Source organism: Bradyrhizobium sp. MOS001, from assembly GCF_004634465.1.
GTDB classification, from domain to species: domain Bacteria; phylum Pseudomonadota; class Alphaproteobacteria; order Rhizobiales; family Xanthobacteraceae; genus Bradyrhizobium; species Bradyrhizobium barranii.
The window spans coordinates 1-16,030 of sequence record NZ_SPVJ01000039.1; the positions used below are offsets into that span (position 1 = coordinate 1).

The 16,030-nt window shown below is 58.5% G+C and carries 15 protein-coding genes and 2 pseudogenes; 7 read left to right on the plus strand and 10 right to left on the minus strand.

Annotated features, from left to right (window positions below; translation table 11 throughout):
• Nucleotides 1-57: 57 nt before the first annotated feature.
• Together CT676_RS32650 and CT676_RS32655 are read right to left on the minus strand one after the other, a co-directional pair.
• Nucleotides 58-855 (minus strand): IS5 family transposase, encoded by a 798-nt coding sequence (locus CT676_RS32650; protein ID WP_135216178.1) that lies wholly within the window; start codon nucleotides 853-855, stop codon nucleotides 58-60.
• Nucleotides 856-1,162: 307 nt separating this feature from the next.
• Nucleotides 1,163-1,537, minus strand: coding sequence for a tautomerase family protein (locus tag CT676_RS32655; protein WP_135216179.1), 375 nt, complete (start codon nucleotides 1,535-1,537; stop codon nucleotides 1,163-1,165).
• Nucleotides 1,538-1,668: 131 nt separating this feature from the next.
• Between CT676_RS32655 and CT676_RS32660 the strand changes: the two genes are divergently transcribed.
• From CT676_RS32660 to ligD, 3 genes and pseudogenes are all read left to right on the plus strand, one after another.
• Nucleotides 1,669-2,232: a TetR/AcrR family transcriptional regulator gene (locus CT676_RS32660; protein WP_135216180.1), complete on the plus strand. Its 564-nt coding sequence runs from the start codon at nucleotides 1,669-1,671 to the stop codon at nucleotides 2,230-2,232.
• Between the two features lie 346 nt (nucleotides 2,233-2,578).
• A complete protein-coding gene (locus tag CT676_RS32665; RefSeq protein ID WP_135216181.1) occupies nucleotides 2,579-3,688 on the plus strand; it encodes an IS630 family transposase in 1,110 nt (369 codons plus the stop codon).
• 348 nt (nucleotides 3,689-4,036) lie between these two features.
• Nucleotides 4,037-4,888 (plus strand): annotated as a pseudogene (ligD, locus tag CT676_RS32670) (non-homologous end-joining DNA ligase).
• Between the two features lie 301 nt (nucleotides 4,889-5,189).
• Here the strand turns inward: ligD and CT676_RS32675 are convergent.
• The 3 genes from CT676_RS32675 to CT676_RS32690 form a co-directional block, all read right to left on the minus strand.
• Nucleotides 5,190-6,686, minus strand: coding sequence for a winged helix-turn-helix domain-containing protein (locus CT676_RS32675; protein ID WP_343287554.1), 1,497 nt, complete (start codon nucleotides 6,684-6,686; stop codon nucleotides 5,190-5,192).
• A 578-nt stretch (nucleotides 6,687-7,264) separates the two neighbouring features.
• Entirely contained in the window at nucleotides 7,265-7,942 is a 678-nt protein-coding gene (locus CT676_RS32685; RefSeq protein ID WP_063985052.1) for an alpha/beta fold hydrolase, read from the minus strand.
• A gap of 211 nt (nucleotides 7,943-8,153) precedes the next feature.
• Complete coding sequence (locus CT676_RS32690; protein WP_135216182.1) at nucleotides 8,154-9,314, minus strand: IS30 family transposase; 1,161 nt, start codon at nucleotides 9,312-9,314, stop codon at nucleotides 8,154-8,156.
• Between the two features lie 201 nt (nucleotides 9,315-9,515).
• On the opposite strand from CT676_RS32690, the gene CT676_RS32695 reads away from it, so the two are divergent.
• Nucleotides 9,516-10,334: an alpha/beta fold hydrolase gene (locus CT676_RS32695; protein ID WP_244623331.1), complete on the plus strand. Its 819-nt coding sequence runs from the start codon at nucleotides 9,516-9,518 to the stop codon at nucleotides 10,332-10,334.
• A gap of 448 nt (nucleotides 10,335-10,782) precedes the next feature.
• On the opposite strand, the gene CT676_RS32700 is transcribed toward CT676_RS32695, so the two are convergent.
• Nucleotides 10,783-11,091 carry a hypothetical protein gene (locus CT676_RS32700; protein WP_244623332.1) on the minus strand — a complete coding sequence of 103 codons (309 nt, stop codon included), beginning with the start codon at nucleotides 11,089-11,091 and terminating at the stop codon, nucleotides 10,783-10,785.
• A 39-nt stretch (nucleotides 11,092-11,130) separates the two neighbouring features.
• On the opposite strand from CT676_RS32700, the gene CT676_RS32705 reads away from it, so the two are divergent.
• The gene (locus CT676_RS32705) at nucleotides 11,131-11,307 is read left to right on the plus strand and encodes a DUF2934 domain-containing protein (RefSeq protein ID WP_084795268.1); all 177 of its coding nucleotides are present in this window, start codon (nucleotides 11,131-11,133) and stop codon (nucleotides 11,305-11,307) included.
• Nucleotides 11,308-11,721: 414 nt separating this feature from the next.
• Here CT676_RS32705 and CT676_RS45470 read toward each other — a convergent pair.
• Nucleotides 11,722-11,897, minus strand: a pseudogene (locus CT676_RS45470) (PRC-barrel domain-containing protein).
• A 393-nt stretch (nucleotides 11,898-12,290) separates the two neighbouring features.
• On the opposite strand from CT676_RS45470, the gene CT676_RS32715 reads away from it, so the two are divergent.
• Nucleotides 12,291-12,725, plus strand: a complete 435-nt coding sequence (locus tag CT676_RS32715; protein WP_135216183.1) for a hypothetical protein — start codon at nucleotides 12,291-12,293, stop codon at nucleotides 12,723-12,725.
• A 103-nt stretch (nucleotides 12,726-12,828) separates the two neighbouring features.
• Here CT676_RS32715 and CT676_RS32720 read toward each other — a convergent pair whose 3' ends face one another.
• The 3 genes from CT676_RS32720 to CT676_RS32735 form a co-directional block, all read right to left on the minus strand.
• Nucleotides 12,829-13,107, minus strand: coding sequence for an ABC transporter substrate binding protein (locus CT676_RS32720; RefSeq protein ID WP_084795269.1), 279 nt, complete (start codon nucleotides 13,105-13,107; stop codon nucleotides 12,829-12,831).
• Between the two features lie 1,244 nt (nucleotides 13,108-14,351).
• Entirely contained in the window at nucleotides 14,352-14,765 is a 414-nt protein-coding gene (rnk, locus tag CT676_RS32730) for a nucleoside diphosphate kinase regulator (protein ID WP_063985056.1), read from the minus strand.
• 9 nt (nucleotides 14,766-14,774) lie between these two features.
• Complete coding sequence (locus CT676_RS32735) at nucleotides 14,775-15,266, minus strand: GreA/GreB family elongation factor (RefSeq protein WP_063986618.1); 492 nt, start codon at nucleotides 15,264-15,266, stop codon at nucleotides 14,775-14,777.
• Nucleotides 15,267-15,745: 479 nt separating this feature from the next.
• Here CT676_RS32735 and CT676_RS44435 point away from each other — a divergent pair, with 479 nt between their 5' ends.
• Entirely contained in the window at nucleotides 15,746-15,901 is a 156-nt protein-coding gene (locus tag CT676_RS44435; RefSeq protein ID WP_161495741.1) for a hypothetical protein, read from the plus strand.
• The last annotated feature ends 129 nt before the right edge of the window (nucleotides 15,902-16,030 follow it).

The following is a 16,030-nucleotide window of genomic DNA, read 5'->3' on the forward strand; positions in this document are numbered from 1 at the left end:
TGATGTGGCGGCCAGGCGTTGACCACGGACAGAAGCATGAGCTCGGCGGCGTGACATTCACTCGGGAGGCTTGACATCATCGGGCCCATTACAGAAGGGCGTGGACTCGTTAGCGCGTAGCCAAATTCGGATTGATGCGAGCTTGATGAACGCCAGATAGTTGGCTGCGAGTTTGTCGTACCGGATCGCGACACGCCGACATTGCTTGATCTTGTTGAAGAACCGTTCGATCAAGTTCCGCGCACGATACAGATGCGGGCTGAAGCAGATCGGGTCTTTGCGATTTCGTTTCGGCGGAATGTTCGCCCATGCTCCTTGCTGGCGGGCAGACTCCCTGATCCAGTCCGCGTCGTATCCACGATCCGCGAGTAACATCGTTTGTGGAAGCAGGGCGCTGAGGAGAACCGAACACAGCCGATTGTCATGCGCTTCACCCGGCGTAAGAGCGAGATGGACCGGCAGGCCATTGGTGTCCACCACCGCGTGAATCTTGCTCGTCAGGCCCCCTCGCGAGCGACCCATATCTTGGTGATTGTTGTCCGCGATACAGGCTCCGTGCTGGTGCACGCGCACAACGGAGGTATCGATCATCTGCACCGCTGCGTCATGACCGGCGGCCAACGCATCCATAATCTGGTCCCACACGCCAGCCCGCCGCCAACGAACGAAGCGATTGTAACAGGTGGTACGGGGACCATAGGTCTCTGGCAGGTCGCGCCAAGGCGCACCTGAACGGAGGACCCAAAAGATGCCATTGAGCACGCGACGGTCATTTACACGCCGAATGCCACGCGGCTTGTTCGGCAGCATCGGTTTGATGGCGGTCCATTCATAATCGCTGAGTTCGTAGCGCATGATTCGAGGCTCCAGTTTCGGAGCATGAATCACGTCCGCAGCGATACCCTCAAGCCGCATTGGCCCTTTGAGGTGCCGCTAAATTAATGCTCTGAATCATTCTGCTTTCGGCGGCATAGCGGACACGGCCGGACTTGCAACTGGTTCGACCCAGTCGCGAATGACCCGGAACGGACCTTGCGCTTGCTTGGCCTCGGGCAGAAATCAAAATATTAGCAACGGGCAGATTGGCTCAGTCCGAGCTATCTCGCTGTGTCCGGGGAGCCATGCTGACCCCCCGGGCGGGAGAAGCTTCAGGAGCAGGCAACTACCAGGGCTGCCCTTTGCCAAACGACCAATCCTCTTTGTTGACGAAGACCATGTTGATCATGATGTCGTCGGGCCGTACGCCGAGCTTGTTGGTGAGTTCGTCGGCAATCTGCCGGTAGAAGGCAAACTTCAGTTCTTTGGTGTTACCGACCGTGCTGGTCACCTGGATCAGGATGAAGTCAGGCGACCGATCCATGCCAAGGAAGTGCCGATCATAGATGAGATTCTCTGGCGCGTGCTCATTGACAACAATGAAGCGGTCGCCATCCGGAGCCTTAAGAACACCGACAATCCCTTCATACACAATGTCAGCGAGTTTGGCGCGATAGTCTGCAGATTTGCCTTTGATCAGATCGATACGTGCAAACGGCATAATTCTCTCCTTTGTGGTCGGGTGGATGGATTTTAGACTACCAAGTGGTTGGTAGCTAATCTTTAGGGCTTGGAATTGCTGCCGTCAAGCCCTACCTTCCACTTGGTTGGTTTTTTTAGGGAAAAGGCTCAATGAGCGCAGGTTCGAAGGAAATCATTCTTGCTGCAGCAAAACGGAGCGCGATGGCGCATGGCTACACTGGCTTAAACTTCCGAGACATCGCCGCCGAAGTCGGCATTAAGGCACCAAGCATCTATCATCACTTTCCGACCAAGGCCGATCTCGGGGCAGCGGTAGCAAAGCGTTACTGGGAAGATATTGTCGTGGACCTTAAAGCTATATCGGACCAGTCGCCTGATCCGCTCAAAGCGCTGCGCCGATACCCCGAGATTTTTCGTAAGTCGCTCTCGAGCGACAACCGCATGTGCCTTTGCAGCTTCATGGCTGCGGAATATGACGACCTGCCGGACACGGTGAAGAAGGAGGTCCATGCCTTTGCCGACGTTAATGTGGCGTGGCTCAGCAAGCTCCTGTCTGCTGCCGGGATCGTCAAACCTAAGGAAAGCCAAGCGCGGGCTCGAGCAATCTATTCGGCCGTTGCGGGCGCGCAGCTCTTCGCGAGAGGTCGCTCGGATATCTCACTCTTCGACGCGATGATCGACAGCTATCGTTCGGCTGGACTTTTGCCGGCGTAAGCGAGGGCCTTCATCTTCGCCATTTCGCCTGGCACGGGCATCGACATGATGCCGAAGGCGACGGACCGTCCTGACTGTTGGCGTATAATCAAAGGCATTTGGAGCAACGAGCAACAGCGGCACAATCGGAGCGTGAAGCAATTCGTTGGACTTTGCCCGTCGAGGCGATGTCGCATATTGGCCCATCGCGTCATTTCGCTGTGCTGCGGAATTTGGTCGCTATCGGGGCATAGCGGACTCTAGCAAGCCGACCGACCGGCAGATTTATGGGTTCACGGCCTAGTCATCTGGAACGCAAGTTCGCCACATTAGTTGATAGCTCGAATCTCTACAGAGGAGAGAGCTCGTGGCGAATGCAGGTGAACGAGGCCGGCCGATCGCGCCGTTGGTGCTTAGTCCGCAGGAGCGGGCGTACTTGGAGAGGCAAGTTCGTCGTCATCGCGTTGCCCGATCGCTATCTGAGCGCTGCCGCGCGATCCTGCGGTGTGCGGATGGCTTGCCAAGCAAGTCCGTGGCTGCCGAACTCGGCCTCCACGAACACACCGTTGGCAAGTGGCGTCGCCGATTTTTGAAGGATCGCTGTGATGGCCTGCTTGACGAGGCCCGCCCTGGCCGCCCTCGAACCATCAACGACGATCAGGTTGCTGAGGTAATTGAGCGGACATTGCGTACAACGCCACCCGACGCGACGCACTGGTCGATCCGCTCAATGGCTGGGGAAACTGGCTTTTCCCACACCACGATCCGCCGAATGTGGATGGCGTTCGGCCTGCAGCCGCACCGCAGCCAGACATTCAAGCTGTCGAGCGACCCGCTGTTCGTCGACAAGGTCCGCGATATCGTCGGCCTTTACCTGTCCCCACCGAACCGAGCCCTTGTCCTCAGTATCGATGAGAAAAGCCAGATCCAGGCCCTGGATCGCGAGCAGCCGGTCCTGCCGATGATGCCGGGCGTACCGGAACGGCGCACGCACAGTTATGTGCGGCATGGTACGACCTCGCTGTTTGCCGCGCTCGATGTCGCCTCGGGGTTCGTCATCGGCAAATGCTATAAGCGGCACCGGGCAGTCGAGTTCTTGAAGTTTTTAAAAGGGATCGATGCTCAAGTTCCTGAAGGCCTCGATGTCCATCTCGTCATGGACAACTACGCCACCCACAAAACACCTAAGATCAAAGCGTGGCTCGCCCGTCGGCCGCACTATCATGTCCACTTCACGCCGACTTCCGCGTCATGGATCAATCAGGTCGAGCGCTGGTTCGCTGAACTCACCAGAAAACAGATCCAGCGAGGTGTTCACACCTCCGTCAGGCAGCTCGAGGCCGACATCCGTACCTTCATCGACCTGCACAACAGAAAACCGAAGCCATTCAAATGGACCAAGTCCGCAGACCAGATTTTGGCTTCCGTCAAACGCTTCTGCTATAAAGCTCAGCGGACTTTATGTGGCGAACTTTAGATTCACGTGACTAGGAGGGCAGACATGGCACGGCAGGTCATTCCAGCCCCAATGCTCCCGGCTGCCGATCCAATTGCGGATTAGAGCGCCGGGAGTGCCAGGCCCGCCAGTTGTGGCCGAGGAAGAACAGCCCAGCCAGCACGCCAATAGCGGCCGGTATTACCAGGCTCAGACAGTCCATGACGCACCGCCTCCCAGCAAAGGAATCGTCCGTCCGATAAACTGACGGCCTTCGGCTGCGTTAAGCGTCAGCGATAAAAACCCGCCGGCGTGAACCGGCAGGTCTTTGTGATGGACTCGCGATCGGCTTACCAAGGAAGATAGAGCGCGACGAACAGCGCCAAGCCGATCAGACCGCACGCCTCCGCGACCGACCGCGTGCCATCCGGCGAGCGATGGATTCACGAAATCAAGTTCGACGGCTACCGCGTGCAAGTCCACCTCGCCAACGAAGCCGTCAAGGTCTTCACACGGCGCGGCCACGACTGGACGAAGCGTTTCAAGAAGGTTTCCGATGACGCCTGGCACGTCAAGGCGAGCTCGGCCATCATCGACGGAGAGATTGTCGTACCTGCCACCGACGGCACGACGGACTTCTCGGTCTTGCAGAATGAGCTCAAAGGCAAGTCAACGAAGATCGTGCTCGTCGCCTTCGACCTGCTCTACCTCAACGGCAGGGACATCCGGAAGTTACCGCTGTTTCAGCGCAAGGCGGAGCTGAAGAAGATCATTGCCGGCACCGACGTTCAGTTCAGCGCGAGTTTCGAGATCGACGGGAACGAGATGTTTGCCCATGCCTGCAAGATCGGGCTCGAAGGCGTCATCTCCAAGGTGCGCGACAGCGCGTACCCGGTCGGCCGCAGCAACAATTGGGTCAAGAAAACCTGCGCCCAGCGCGAGACACTCACCATCGCCGGCTTCGCCCTCGATGAGGGCAAGTGGGACGGCATGTATCTCGGTCGGCGCAAGGGCGACGACCTGATCTATGCCGGCAAGGTCGACCACGGCTTCGACAAGACATCGGCGGCCGAGCTGAGGTGGCGCCTCGAGCCGCTGGTGCGGAAGACACAGCCCTATGCCAAGATGATTGCGCACAAAGGTGGTCGAACCGAAGCTGCTTGCTGAGATCGAGTATCGCGCCAAGTCCGCCGAGGGAAAGGTGCGGCATCCGTTCTTCAAGGACTGCGGGAGGACCTGTAACGGCGCGGCAATCGGTGACAAATTTTTTTCAGCCTCCTCTTGAAACCAAAACCGGCTTTGCTAGGCCGTGAACCCATAAATCTGCCGGGCGGACGGCTCGCCAGAGTCCGCTATGCTCCGATAGCGACCAAATTCCGTAGCGCAGCGAAATGACGCGATGGGCCAAAACCGGAAGTCGCCGGGTCGCTCGATGACTTCCCGTCCCGAGTGTCTCATCCAATCAGCGTCGACCTTATCAGCGCTGACGAGACGGGAACAATCCATGCGTCGACAGCGGGACTGGACTGCGAGGCGGCGCGGCTCATTCCGGTAGGCCCGCCATCCGGCAAGCTTGCGACAATCTTTCGATATCTTCCGCCCTGCGAAATCTTGTTTTGATTCTGGAAATACGTAGGACCGGCTTCAGTTGCAGTAGGCGCGCAAAGACGACTCGTGCTTCCTCAACCCGTCCAGACATCGAAAGGCATGCCGCCAGAATAAATTGTGCGTTCACATAATTTGGCCGCTGCAGGACAGCAGACCTTGCCCAAGATGAACCGTCGTCATACCGACCCGCCATAAAATGAGCATATGCTATCCCGGTCTGGGCAAAAAATATTAATGGATCCAGCGGACTTAAACGCACCGCGATTTCATATTGTTCGAGCGCCGCGTCTAATTCGCCGAGCATAAGGTGTTCTCCGCCGCGCGAATACCGTGCGATGACGAGATTTGGATCTAGATTTATCGCCCGTGAGAGGAGGGCTGCGCCCTCCTCGACCTCACCCAATAATTCAGAGATCACCTGTCCGGTCCTCGCCAGCACCGTTGGATCGTCCTTATCGAGCTCAATTGCCCGCATTACGAGTCGCCTGGCTTCAACACACTCCTGTGCAGCATCGCTTCTCCAGCCGAAGAACTTTCTTTGCAGATAGGAATAAGCGCCAAGGGCGTATGCTGCGGCGAATTCGGGATCGATCACGTTGGCGGCCTGGCTCAGTCTAACCGCTTCAATATTCTGTTCGCGGGTGAATTGGTAAAAGCTTGATAGCGCGCGAAGATAATAGTCGTAGGCCTCAAGGCTTCCAGTCGGCTTGCGTTTCGCGCGCTCGATTTCGGCGCGCTCCAATTGAGGAAAGATTGCGCCAATCACGCAGCTCGTTACTTGATCCTGCAGGTCGAAAATATCTTCGAGTTGACTGTCGAACCGGTCCGCCCAAAGATGTGCTCCTGTCGTAGCGTAGATCAACTGCCCGGTAATGCGGACTCGATTGCCGGCTTTGCGCACACTGCCTTCGAGCACATAGCGAACGCCAAGTTCACGCCCGACCTGCTTGATGTCGACGGCCTTGCCTTTGTAAGTAAAGGTGGAGTGTCGCGCGATGACAAAAAGCGACTTGGACCGCGACAGGCCGGTAATGATGTCCTCGACCATGCCGTCGGCGAAATACTCCTGCTCCGGGTCGGAGCTCAGGTTGGTAAAGGGGAGAACGGCGAGCGAGGGCTTATCGGGGAGTGGCAGGACGGGTTTCGGCTGTTCCGCCGGGATTTCGGTCACCGCCACGCTTAAGGGCCTCTGCGCTTCCCGCACCGGGCCAACGAAGCGAAAGCCCTTCCTTGGCAGTGTTTTGATCAGGCGCTGTTCCTCGCCGGAATCGCCGATCGCGCTCCGGGCGACGTTCACGCGGGTCGTCAGCGCTGCATCGGAGACGATACGCCCGTCCCAAATGGCCTTGATGAGGTCGTCTTTACTAACGACGCGCTCCCTATTGCGGAGCAGGTAGTCGAGCAGGTCGAATACCTGGGGCGCGATGGCCACGACGTTCGCTCCGCGATGTAGCTCCCGGCGGTCAGTGTCGAATGCGTACTCCTCGAAGAGGTAGCGCACGTTGCTATTTCCCTACGTTGCCTCCAACGGCTTCTGTTGCCGGTTGCAGGCGCAAAGAATAAGCCGCCGGGGAGGAAAAAGTAAGCCGGATGTTAAGCGCGCCAGCGCATCGCCCGGTATCCTCGGCTCGTGAAACAGTCCAGCCTGGACACATCGCAATGAGCACGGTCCACGGGGCCACCGAGCCGAGACAGGCAGCCGCAAAGCGGCAAGTCTACAGCCCTCTCGAAATATATTGGGATGCATTTCAACAGTGGCGAGGTTACGAGCCACCTTGTGCGACCTAAGTGACAGGGAGCTAATGGATATCGGTACTACGCGCGGCGAGATCGATTACGTCGCCTCGAACCGAGGTATCGATCCGCGAGGCATCCGATCTGCCGAATGAACGTTCGATGTCTGGTAATGGTGGGGGCCTGAATTTGCCACGGCGGGGAAAGCGGACGTCTCCCGAGGTCGCTGAAGGGCCATGAGCCGACCTAGACTCATTTAGCAAAGCTGGCCCGCAATCAACCCTTCTCATAGGCAACAAGGCATTCGGCCAGTCCCTCCGCATTCGACAACGCAACAAGATGGCCACCGGGAATTTCTGCCACCTCCTTTCCGAGCCTTTCGCGCGCGACACGCCGTTGAAATTCGATTGGGAAAAAGCGGTCATCTTTTCCCGCAAGAACATGAATGGGGATGTCAGGCCAACGCTCGAAAAGACAGGGCTCGCCGAAAATGGTCTCGGCTTCCTCGCGAGGCTTTTCAGGGCCAGCGCGCAGCACCTCCTGCGGCACGTCGTGCAGAAAGTACGTTTCCACGTCGAATTCCGCCGTATAGCCACGCACCGCCGCAGCTTGTTCCCGCGCCTCTACTGCTCCTGTTGCGCCCCACCATACGCCAGCGGTCTCGCCCGGCTCTGGGATCATCGCGTTGACAAACACCACCATCCGCACGTGCGCACGTGCGCAAACGAGGGGTGCCGTGAAGCCTGCAAGCGACTGAGCGACCAGAATAACATCGGCTCGTTCCGCGATCGAGCGGACGACGATGTCAGCATACGCTGCAAGACCGGCGTGCCTGTCGTCGCCAGGGAGGTCAACCGCCACGGGTTCGTGCCCTGACGCGTGAATAAGCGGGGCCACACGGTGCCAATACCAAGCCATGCCGCCTGCCCCGGGAACAAGGATGAATGTTGCCATATTGAGTCCTCCTTTTCTTAAGACCGCTCGTAAGCCGCACTTTGATGGGCTGCCTCCCTATAAGACGGCTTGGAATGAGCTGGACCGACGGCATCACAGATTGTTTTGTCAGCGATGGCACCCTGATCCCTCATTCAGACGGATGTCTGGGTGGGGTCATTCGCGTCGGTTTGGCCGGAGCACGACGACTTCCGGTCTACCCCCTGCCGGCTCAACCGGTTGACGCAACACAGGCATTAAATCTCTCTGCTGGCGTTTCAAATTGTAAGGTCTCACGTGGTCGTTCGTTTAGCTGACGAGCCACTTTGTTCAGATGGGCTTGCGAATGCACCGACAAGTCGGTGCCCTTTGGAAAGTACTGTCTCAGCAGGCCATTGGTATTCTCGTTCGACCCGCGCTGCCACGGGCTTTGCGGGTCGCAAAAATAGACATCGATGTTGGTCGCCATCGAAAAGCGCCGATGATCCGTCAGTTCCTTGCCTCGGTCCCAAGTCAGGGACTTATACAGTTCTTTTGGTAGCTTCTTCGCCGGCTTGATGAGCGCGTTGACTACAGTCTGGGTGTCCTTGCCTGCCACTTTGGCCAGCATCACGTAACGCGTTTGACGCTCGACTAAGGTCGCGATGTAGGTGTTGTTCGGCCCGGACAGCAGATCGCCCTCCCAATGGCCAGGCACCGCCCTATCTTCAACCGCAGCCGCTCGCTGACGGATTGAGACGGCATCCTTCATATGTCCCCGTCTATCGCCATTCGGATCAACCGGTCTGGAGCGACGCATCGAGCGCTTCGATCGAAGATGGCGAAGCAGCTCTTTCTTGAGCACGCCGCGCGCTTGGACAAACAGGCTGCGATAGATGGTCTCGTGTGACACCTGATTATACTCGTCTTCAGGATGCGTTCTCTTCAGCCAACCGGTTATCTGCTCGGGTGACCAATCCAATCTGAGCTTCCCTGCCACGGCCTGCCGAAGCCGCGAATTGATCGCCAGCTTACAACATTTTGGACGACGCGATTGTGCCCAGGCATTCTCGTCCGCAAGTGTCGCCCGGTAGCGATCACAGCCGCCATTGCGGCTCATTTCACGACTCACCGTCGAGGGCGAGCGGCCAAGCAGTTTGGCGACAGACCGGGCTGATTGACGTGCCGTAACGCCTCTGGAAATCACCTCGCGTTCCGCAAGCGTCAATGCCAACCTGGAGCGACGCCGCTCCGCAGGACGAAACCCTCCATGCGGGGCAACCAGAAAATAGATCGACGATGACTGCTTACCAAAAGCTCGCCCGATCGCCTTCAGTGACTCCCCGCGCTTCCAACGGTCCCATAACTCCGTCTTTTCTGCCGCGGTAAAACCTCTATGAAATCTCCGTTCCATCCTACACTCCATCTTTTCCCTCTAAGATAAAGTGTTGCGTCGATCGGTTGAGACCGCCCCCGGTGAACGGACATTCTCAGGATAGTGGGCACGTCTCAAACGGGCCACGAGCAGGCCTTGGCCGCGAACCGACGCGCGGAAATCCTCCAAGGTTGCAATCCGCTTCGGTCCCGATCTTCCTCAAACCATAGGAATTTTGTCATGACGAATGGTGGAATTACCCGCCGTCGCATCCTGCGCAGTGCTGCAACCGGCGGTCTCGCGGCAGCAGCGACCCCAGGGGCGGTCGGTGCCGACCGCGCGCAATCGGCGCGAAAGACCTTTGTCTTTGTCAGCGGGGCTTTTTGCGGTGGCTGGATATGGCGCCGGGTCACTGACCGGCTCGAACAGGACGGCCATAAAGTGTTCGCTCCGTCACTCACGGGTTTAGCCGAGCGCTCGCATTTGCTGAGCAAGGATGTCGATCTGGACACCCACATTGCCGACGTCGTCAACCTGATCAAATGGGAAAGTCTCGAGAACGTCTGCCTCGTGGCTTGGTCCTATGCAGGCTTTGTAGGCTCGGGTGCACTCGAAAGCATCGGCGATCGCGTCTCATCGGTTGTATGGCTTGATGCCTACATTCCGGCCGACGGACAAAGGGTGGCGGACTACGCAGCCGAGCCGGTCCGCAAAGGCATACAAATGGCCATCGACAAGGGCGAGGCGGGCGTTCGCGGATCGGCGCATTATCCGGCCAGTGTTGTTGCCGAACGCGATCGGGCATTCGCCGAGTCTAAGGTTACTCCGCATCCAGTCGGCACCTATCTCCAGCAGATCAAGGTTTCCGGGGCGCTCCAAAAGGTGGCGAAGAAGACATACATCCGGCTCCCAAAATTTCCACAGCCGCCCTTTGACAAGGCACTGGCAGACTGCAAGAGCGACAAGTCTTGGGCCACATTCGAACTGCCGGATTTTGGGCACATGGCCATGCTCGATGCACCAGACCGCGTGAGCGAGTTGATACTGCAAGCCGCGTAAGATCGACCTCCCCGCAACGTAGGGGAAGACATCACGCCGGAGTGCGTTATGTCCGCCATGGGTCCAAAAGGCGAAATGCTCAAATTGCCTGCGTAGTCTGCTTTTCCTCCAGAAGCGGTCATCCATCCGTGCATTGCTGTGCCGGCTTCGGCGAGATGATCCACCAAAGGACGCGCCCGGTCTCGTAGAGGCTGAATGGCACGCCGACCCCGCAAACGAATACGACGGGCAAACCGCTCAGGTCGGGACCGTATGTGGGACGCTCCTGGGCAACGCCGGGATTTGGCCGGGGGCCGACCTCGAGCTTTTCTAGGCGGGGCGTGCCGAGCTCAGGCCGGTTCATGGCTTAGCAGCGACGCCCCCGAAGCAGGCGGTGCGCGAACTACGCAGGTCAGGATCATACCCACAAAACGCCAGCAAATCGTGTGGAAAGGCGGGTCTCTCGGCCTCACTTTGGCACTTCAGCTTGAATGCGCAGGACGTAAAGCGTGGTCTGAAACTCGTCCGTCACTTCCATCTGCCAGTCTCGGGCCGGCGTCAGCTTCCCATCAATGCCTTGGAGCATCTGACGGGCTGTCACAGTGGCCTCGTTCCACGCCGCATGCTTGTCAGGAAGTTCCTCATCCTGGTGGTCGATCTCGCCACGCACGTGCTTGATATGAAAGAAGTATCTCGGCATGACCAGAAAATGCTGCGAAACTTTAGTTTCATGGGTTGCCGCGTCGCATCGCGGGTTCACTCCGTGCAGGAACTTCAACACCTCGCCCTACGTTTTCCCGGAAGGGAGATCTCTCACATGACGGGTATGACCGAGCAAGACATCAGGAATCGAGCTTACCTCCTTTGGGAAAAGGCGGGCCAACCAGCAAGGCAGATGGACACTTTCTGGTACGAGGCTGAGAAGGAGCTTATCGCCGAGCGCAAAAAGCAGGGCGACGTGCCTTCCTACTTGCCCAACCTGGCGGCTAGCTGACCTTCGCAGTCATTGTTAAGACAGCGGCCTCTACCTGTATGCGATGTACAGCCGGATCAGCACGTAGCCCCAGCCGATGCCGTAGGCAGCAGCTGTGCAGACCAGGGCCGCGGCGGTGGCATACCATATGATCTCGTGAACGCTCACGCGCTCGCCTCTTGCGCCAGCGACCGCCGGCCCCCACAGCGAGGACGTTCAGCCCGATCCAGCAGGCGGCGGCGACCAGGGCGATGGTCATTGGCCTGCCTCGTCGAAGATGTGCGGGCTGAGGGCGGACTGCTCGACCAGAAAGCCGGCGCGGTCGAGCACCAGAGGGGGACGGTCCAGAGCCGCCCCAACTCGGCATTCATCGGGGACTGGGCGAGTCGCTTCGATTAGCCGATAACATCAGATCATTATACGCGCGGTGAAGTTCTATCGCTCTAGGAGCTTAATCGTTGAGACGGGCCACTTCCCGGGATGGCCAGCGACGGAAAGACGCAAACGTGCGCTTCGTCCAAGCACAATTCCTCGATAGTCCCTGCCTTTTCATCCGTCAGCACCACGGGCTTGCCGATCAATTCCGTCTCGGCTTTGTGATACTCCCACAGACTAGCGGCGGCGTGCGCTTGGCTCGGGGCATTGCCTCAGCTGTCTCCAACGCATCAGAGCGACTGTGCATGCAAACCTTAGGAAGCTGAGCAGGGTTCCTTCGGGTGCCAGATGGCTGCCGGCGCGCGCATCGCAGCATGTTGCTCATAGGAGTTAAACAGAAATTTTCTGTTCAATGAAAGCACGTTGGGGCATCAGCAGAGGTGAGCCCCTACCCTAGCCAGCCTGCTCACTCCGCTTCAACCTGGGCCAGGAACCGACTGGTTGGTAAGGTTCGCGTTTGAACTCTCCCGCGCTGTCATTACTGTGACTGGATTGCCAATTGCCCTTCCTGCCGCGCGGATGGTGTCGACGAACAGCCTCGCGGCCGGATTCCGACCAATCGGACCACCATGTCCTCCGGTTCCAGCGCCAGTATCGCCAAGAAAGCGCGCACGAAGGCTGAGGCGGATTTTGCCACCTGGCTAATGATGGCCAAGCTCGGTGGTTTCGATGACCTGCCGTCCAGCGCCCAAAGCTTTCTGACTAACTATCGAACTCGGCTCGAGACAATGAGCGAGGCCGAATCCACGGCCCTAGCCGTTCGCGAGGTCTACAGCGCTTATTACAGCGAGATGGGAGGCGTGGGCGCAGCGCCGGAACCAAAGGCTCGGACGCCAACGACAGAGGGCAAAGTCGTGCGGTCCCAGAGACCGCCTAGATCTCAACCCCGTGAATCGGCTGCGCGCCGTTCGACGAGGCCAATGACCCGAAAAACCCTCGCGGCGCTGCTGATTTTCGCGAGCATGGTGGCGCTGGTTATCGCATTCAGATTTCTAGCGCAGTAATACCGCCCGCGGATTGTGTGCGACGTCCGCTTTTACCCCGATAGCGACTAAATAGCGGACATCGTGCACTTCGCATTTGGGCCAATTTCGGAAGTGGCGACGCTCATTCGATGATCCTGTCGGCACGACTCAGGATCGTTGACGGCACCACAATGTTTGAGGCCTTGGCCGTCTTGAGTTTGACGACAAGCTCGAACGTGGTCGGCCGCTCGACGGGGATGTCTGCCGGCTTCCCGCCTTTGAGAATGAGGTCGATAATCTCCGCGCCGCGCCGCCATTGCTCGCCATGATCGGTGCCGTAGGACATAAGGCCGCCTGCCTCCGCGAACTCGCGGTAGCCGTAGATAGCGGGCGAATGCAGGCGGGAGGCGGCCGCGGCGATTTCGGTCCGCTACTAAACGTGAGGCGGTCCTCGAGATCGCAAGGCCCCCGGCTCCTGCAACCTTGCTGGCCTCGAGCTGCGGCGCGATCTCCTCGGGCGAGCGCACAAGACCCGTAACTCTATTCTCCCGACATGCGCTGCGGTCTCGAGTTCCCTGTAGGCGAGGGCCGCGTACGGCGTGCCCGGGTTCAAGACCGCGGCAATCAACGAGGCGGCAGGGACGATCTCGCGCAACAGCTGAAGCCGGATGCCCTATATGCGGCTAGGTCCGACAGTCCGGTGACGTTACCGCCGGGCCGGGCGAGACTTGCAACGACCTCGGCGCCGGCAGGATCGCCCACAGCCATGAGTACAACGGGGATGCCGCTTCTGGCTGCCTTGCCCGCCGTGGCGGCAACCGTGCCAAATCCGGTGACAAGCGCGTCAGGCTTCATCCGAATAAGGTCGGACGCAAGGCCTCGCAAGAGTTCCGGCCGGCCTTCTGCCGAGCGATAGACGAACTGCAGGTTTTTTCCGTCACGTTAATCAAGCTGATCGAGACGGCGCAAAAAAATTCCGCACGAAGCTACGATCCTCACCTGCAAGTAGGCGAGGTAGGCAATGGTGAATGATTTGACTTTTTGTGCGCTGGCCCTGCGCGCGACGCCGAGGAGCGTGGCACCGGCTAGGATTTTCAATCAACGACCGCAGGTCCGTCATGCAAATGCCTCTCGCTCGAAGTATTCGAGCCGCAGACCAGAACGGGTCGCTCAAGAATGCTGCTAGATATCAAATGCGCCTTGACTATTCCCGAACAAAAATACGGACTTAACCTTCCATTCGCCGTTGGATTGGTGCTCATAAAGCTGAACGGTACCGCCGGACAGCATGGTCGTTTCCTCGCCCTTTACCAAATGAAGCTTTGAATAGCGAGGTAAGCGTAGTCTCCCCTCTGCAAAGTCTCTACAAGCTCAAGCTTGTGATTTCTGACGCTCGTGCCTCTTTTGGCAAAGAAGTCGCGTATCGCCGTAGGTCCAGAGGCGCTGCGCCGGGTGGCATTAGACTGGCGTCGGCGGCATACATTGGCAGCAAGGCGTCGAAATTCGGATCGTTGATCGCAGCATCCCATTGCGCATCGAGTTTCGTCATGTCTTCAGGGAGCGGGTCCGCCCGAGAGAGGGCCCGCGATCCAGGCGCGACGCCCTCCTAGACGGCGCGCCCACATCGCAAGACGGCGAGGCTCGATCTGACTTAACGTACAGCCCTTATTCGGAAACAGCGAGAACGGTCAGGCCCCTGGTGCGCTTGTGGGGTGTCTCGAATTCGATCCGCTGCCCCGGCGATAGGCCGATCAAGGCCGCTCCAACAGGTGTCAGGACCGAGATCCGATTGAGTTCGATGTTTGCCTCATGCGGATAGACCAGCACGATCTCTCGGCTCGCACCCGTTTCGTCATCGCGATAGGTTACTTTCGACCCCATCCTGATCACACCTCGCAAGTTGTTCTCGTCCGTCACCGTGGCACGTTCCATTTCTCGAGCCAGAAAATGGGCGACTCGCGGAAACAGATCCATGCTCGAATTGGCCAAAGAACTGAGACGCCGCGATTCGTCCTCAGTGATCTTGATCGGCGGCAACACCGGCTGTTCTCGCAGGCTCTCAGCTTCGAAATTGCGCATTGATCGCTCCTATGCTGCAGTTGGTCCGGGGTCGTCATCGAACTGGTTGCCTGACCGCCTCGTCCCTCTCCGGAAGAGTGGGACGACCTTTGAATCCGATGGGGTCAGGCTTTGGACCCTGACGACATTCAGACATCCGGCGACAAAGTACGGCATCTGATCGCCGACCTGCAGTCCGATCAAAGCCGCACCCAGCGGGGTCAACACCGAAATGGAGGCGGGATCCGACCAGCACTCCTCGGGCCAGACCAATTGCACGGTGCGACGCGGAACGCCCCAATTCGTGCAATGAGTGACCCATGATCCGATCGTCACGAACGGACGGACGTTGTCCGCTTCGTCCGGGACGATATCGGCGCGGTTGATTTCGCCCATGAGGAATATCCCGTCCAAATCTCCTTTTTGGACGGCGAGGCGGGCGAGCTGTTCGAGCCGCGGATAGTCTGATGCGGTCAGCGCAATTTTTGGAAGAGGCAGCACGGCACACTCCTTCTGCTTCAAGACGACCTCTCGAGTGGAGGTCACGAAAGCTGGAAAAGAGCCCGGACGGCGCGAACACCGTCCGGCTAACCGCCTGCTTGGAGGCGGCCGGCGTGAAGAGCAAAACGCGCGGTGCGCGCATCAATGTCGATGACATAAGCCATGATGCTCTGACTATAGTAGTTCATTTCCCTGGAAACATTGCGACGAAACCGCACAGCACCTGTGCACGCGAAGTATCGAGAGGGGACAAAGGGACGTCGTTGGAGTGAGAGGGGCGGACAATCACGCGGGACTGCCTGGCTGCGTAAGAACATGCGTCGAAAGATTACATCGCGTGGGATGGCCAGGCTGGCGTTGCTGCAGGCGATCACTCTTGTCGCTTCACCGGTAGGCCTGGGCGGTTTGACGTGAATGTGAGCCGTAGTTCTACAGAGCCATTGTTATAGTCGGCGTCGATCGCTTGCACCTGCGATGGAACACTGAACGGGCGCCATGACATGCGATACCGCTCCGAGGTCAGCCCAGCTGAGGACACCGAGCCGGTCGAGATGAGTGGCTGGCGGGTGATCGCGCTCTGCGGATTCTACGCGTTGCTCGGCGCTCTCGCGGCCGTCGTCGCCGCTGCGACTGGCACGCTTCCACACTGGATCTGAACCGCTCGATTGCGGAGCCAGTGTCCGCCAGAATGGCGGTTTCCGGGTCAAACCAATCACAATGGCGCTAAATCTAGCAGTGGAGATATCGATCCGCCTCGGCTAAGCAATTGAGGATCAGCGAAGCAT

Coding starts and splice junctions, on each gene's coding strand:
- CT676_RS32695 (WP_244623331.1), top strand. CDS start 9,516: ATGACGAATGGTGGAATTACCCGCCGTCGCATCCTGCGCAGTGCTGCA.
- CT676_RS32685 (WP_063985052.1), bottom strand. CDS start 7,942: ATGGCAACATTCATCCTTGTTCCCGGGGCAGGCGGCATGGCTTGGTAT.
- CT676_RS32650 (WP_135216178.1), bottom strand. CDS start 855: ATGCGCTACGAACTCAGCGATTATGAATGGACCGCCATCAAACCGATG.
- CT676_RS32655 (WP_135216179.1), bottom strand. CDS start 1,537: ATGCCGTTTGCACGTATCGATCTGATCAAAGGCAAATCTGCAGACTAT.
- rnk (WP_063985056.1), bottom strand. CDS start 14,765: ATGCGCAATTTCGAAGCTGAGAGCCTGCGAGAACAGCCGGTGTTGCCG.
- CT676_RS32690 (WP_135216182.1), bottom strand. CDS start 9,314: ATGGAACGGAGATTTCATAGAGGTTTTACCGCGGCAGAAAAGACGGAG.
- CT676_RS32705 (WP_084795268.1), top strand. CDS start 11,131: ATGACGGGTATGACCGAGCAAGACATCAGGAATCGAGCTTACCTCCTT.
- CT676_RS44435 (WP_161495741.1), top strand. CDS start 15,746: ATGCGATACCGCTCCGAGGTCAGCCCAGCTGAGGACACCGAGCCGGTC.
- CT676_RS32715 (WP_135216183.1), top strand. CDS start 12,291: ATGTCCTCCGGTTCCAGCGCCAGTATCGCCAAGAAAGCGCGCACGAAG.
- CT676_RS32660 (WP_135216180.1), top strand. CDS start 1,669: ATGAGCGCAGGTTCGAAGGAAATCATTCTTGCTGCAGCAAAACGGAGC.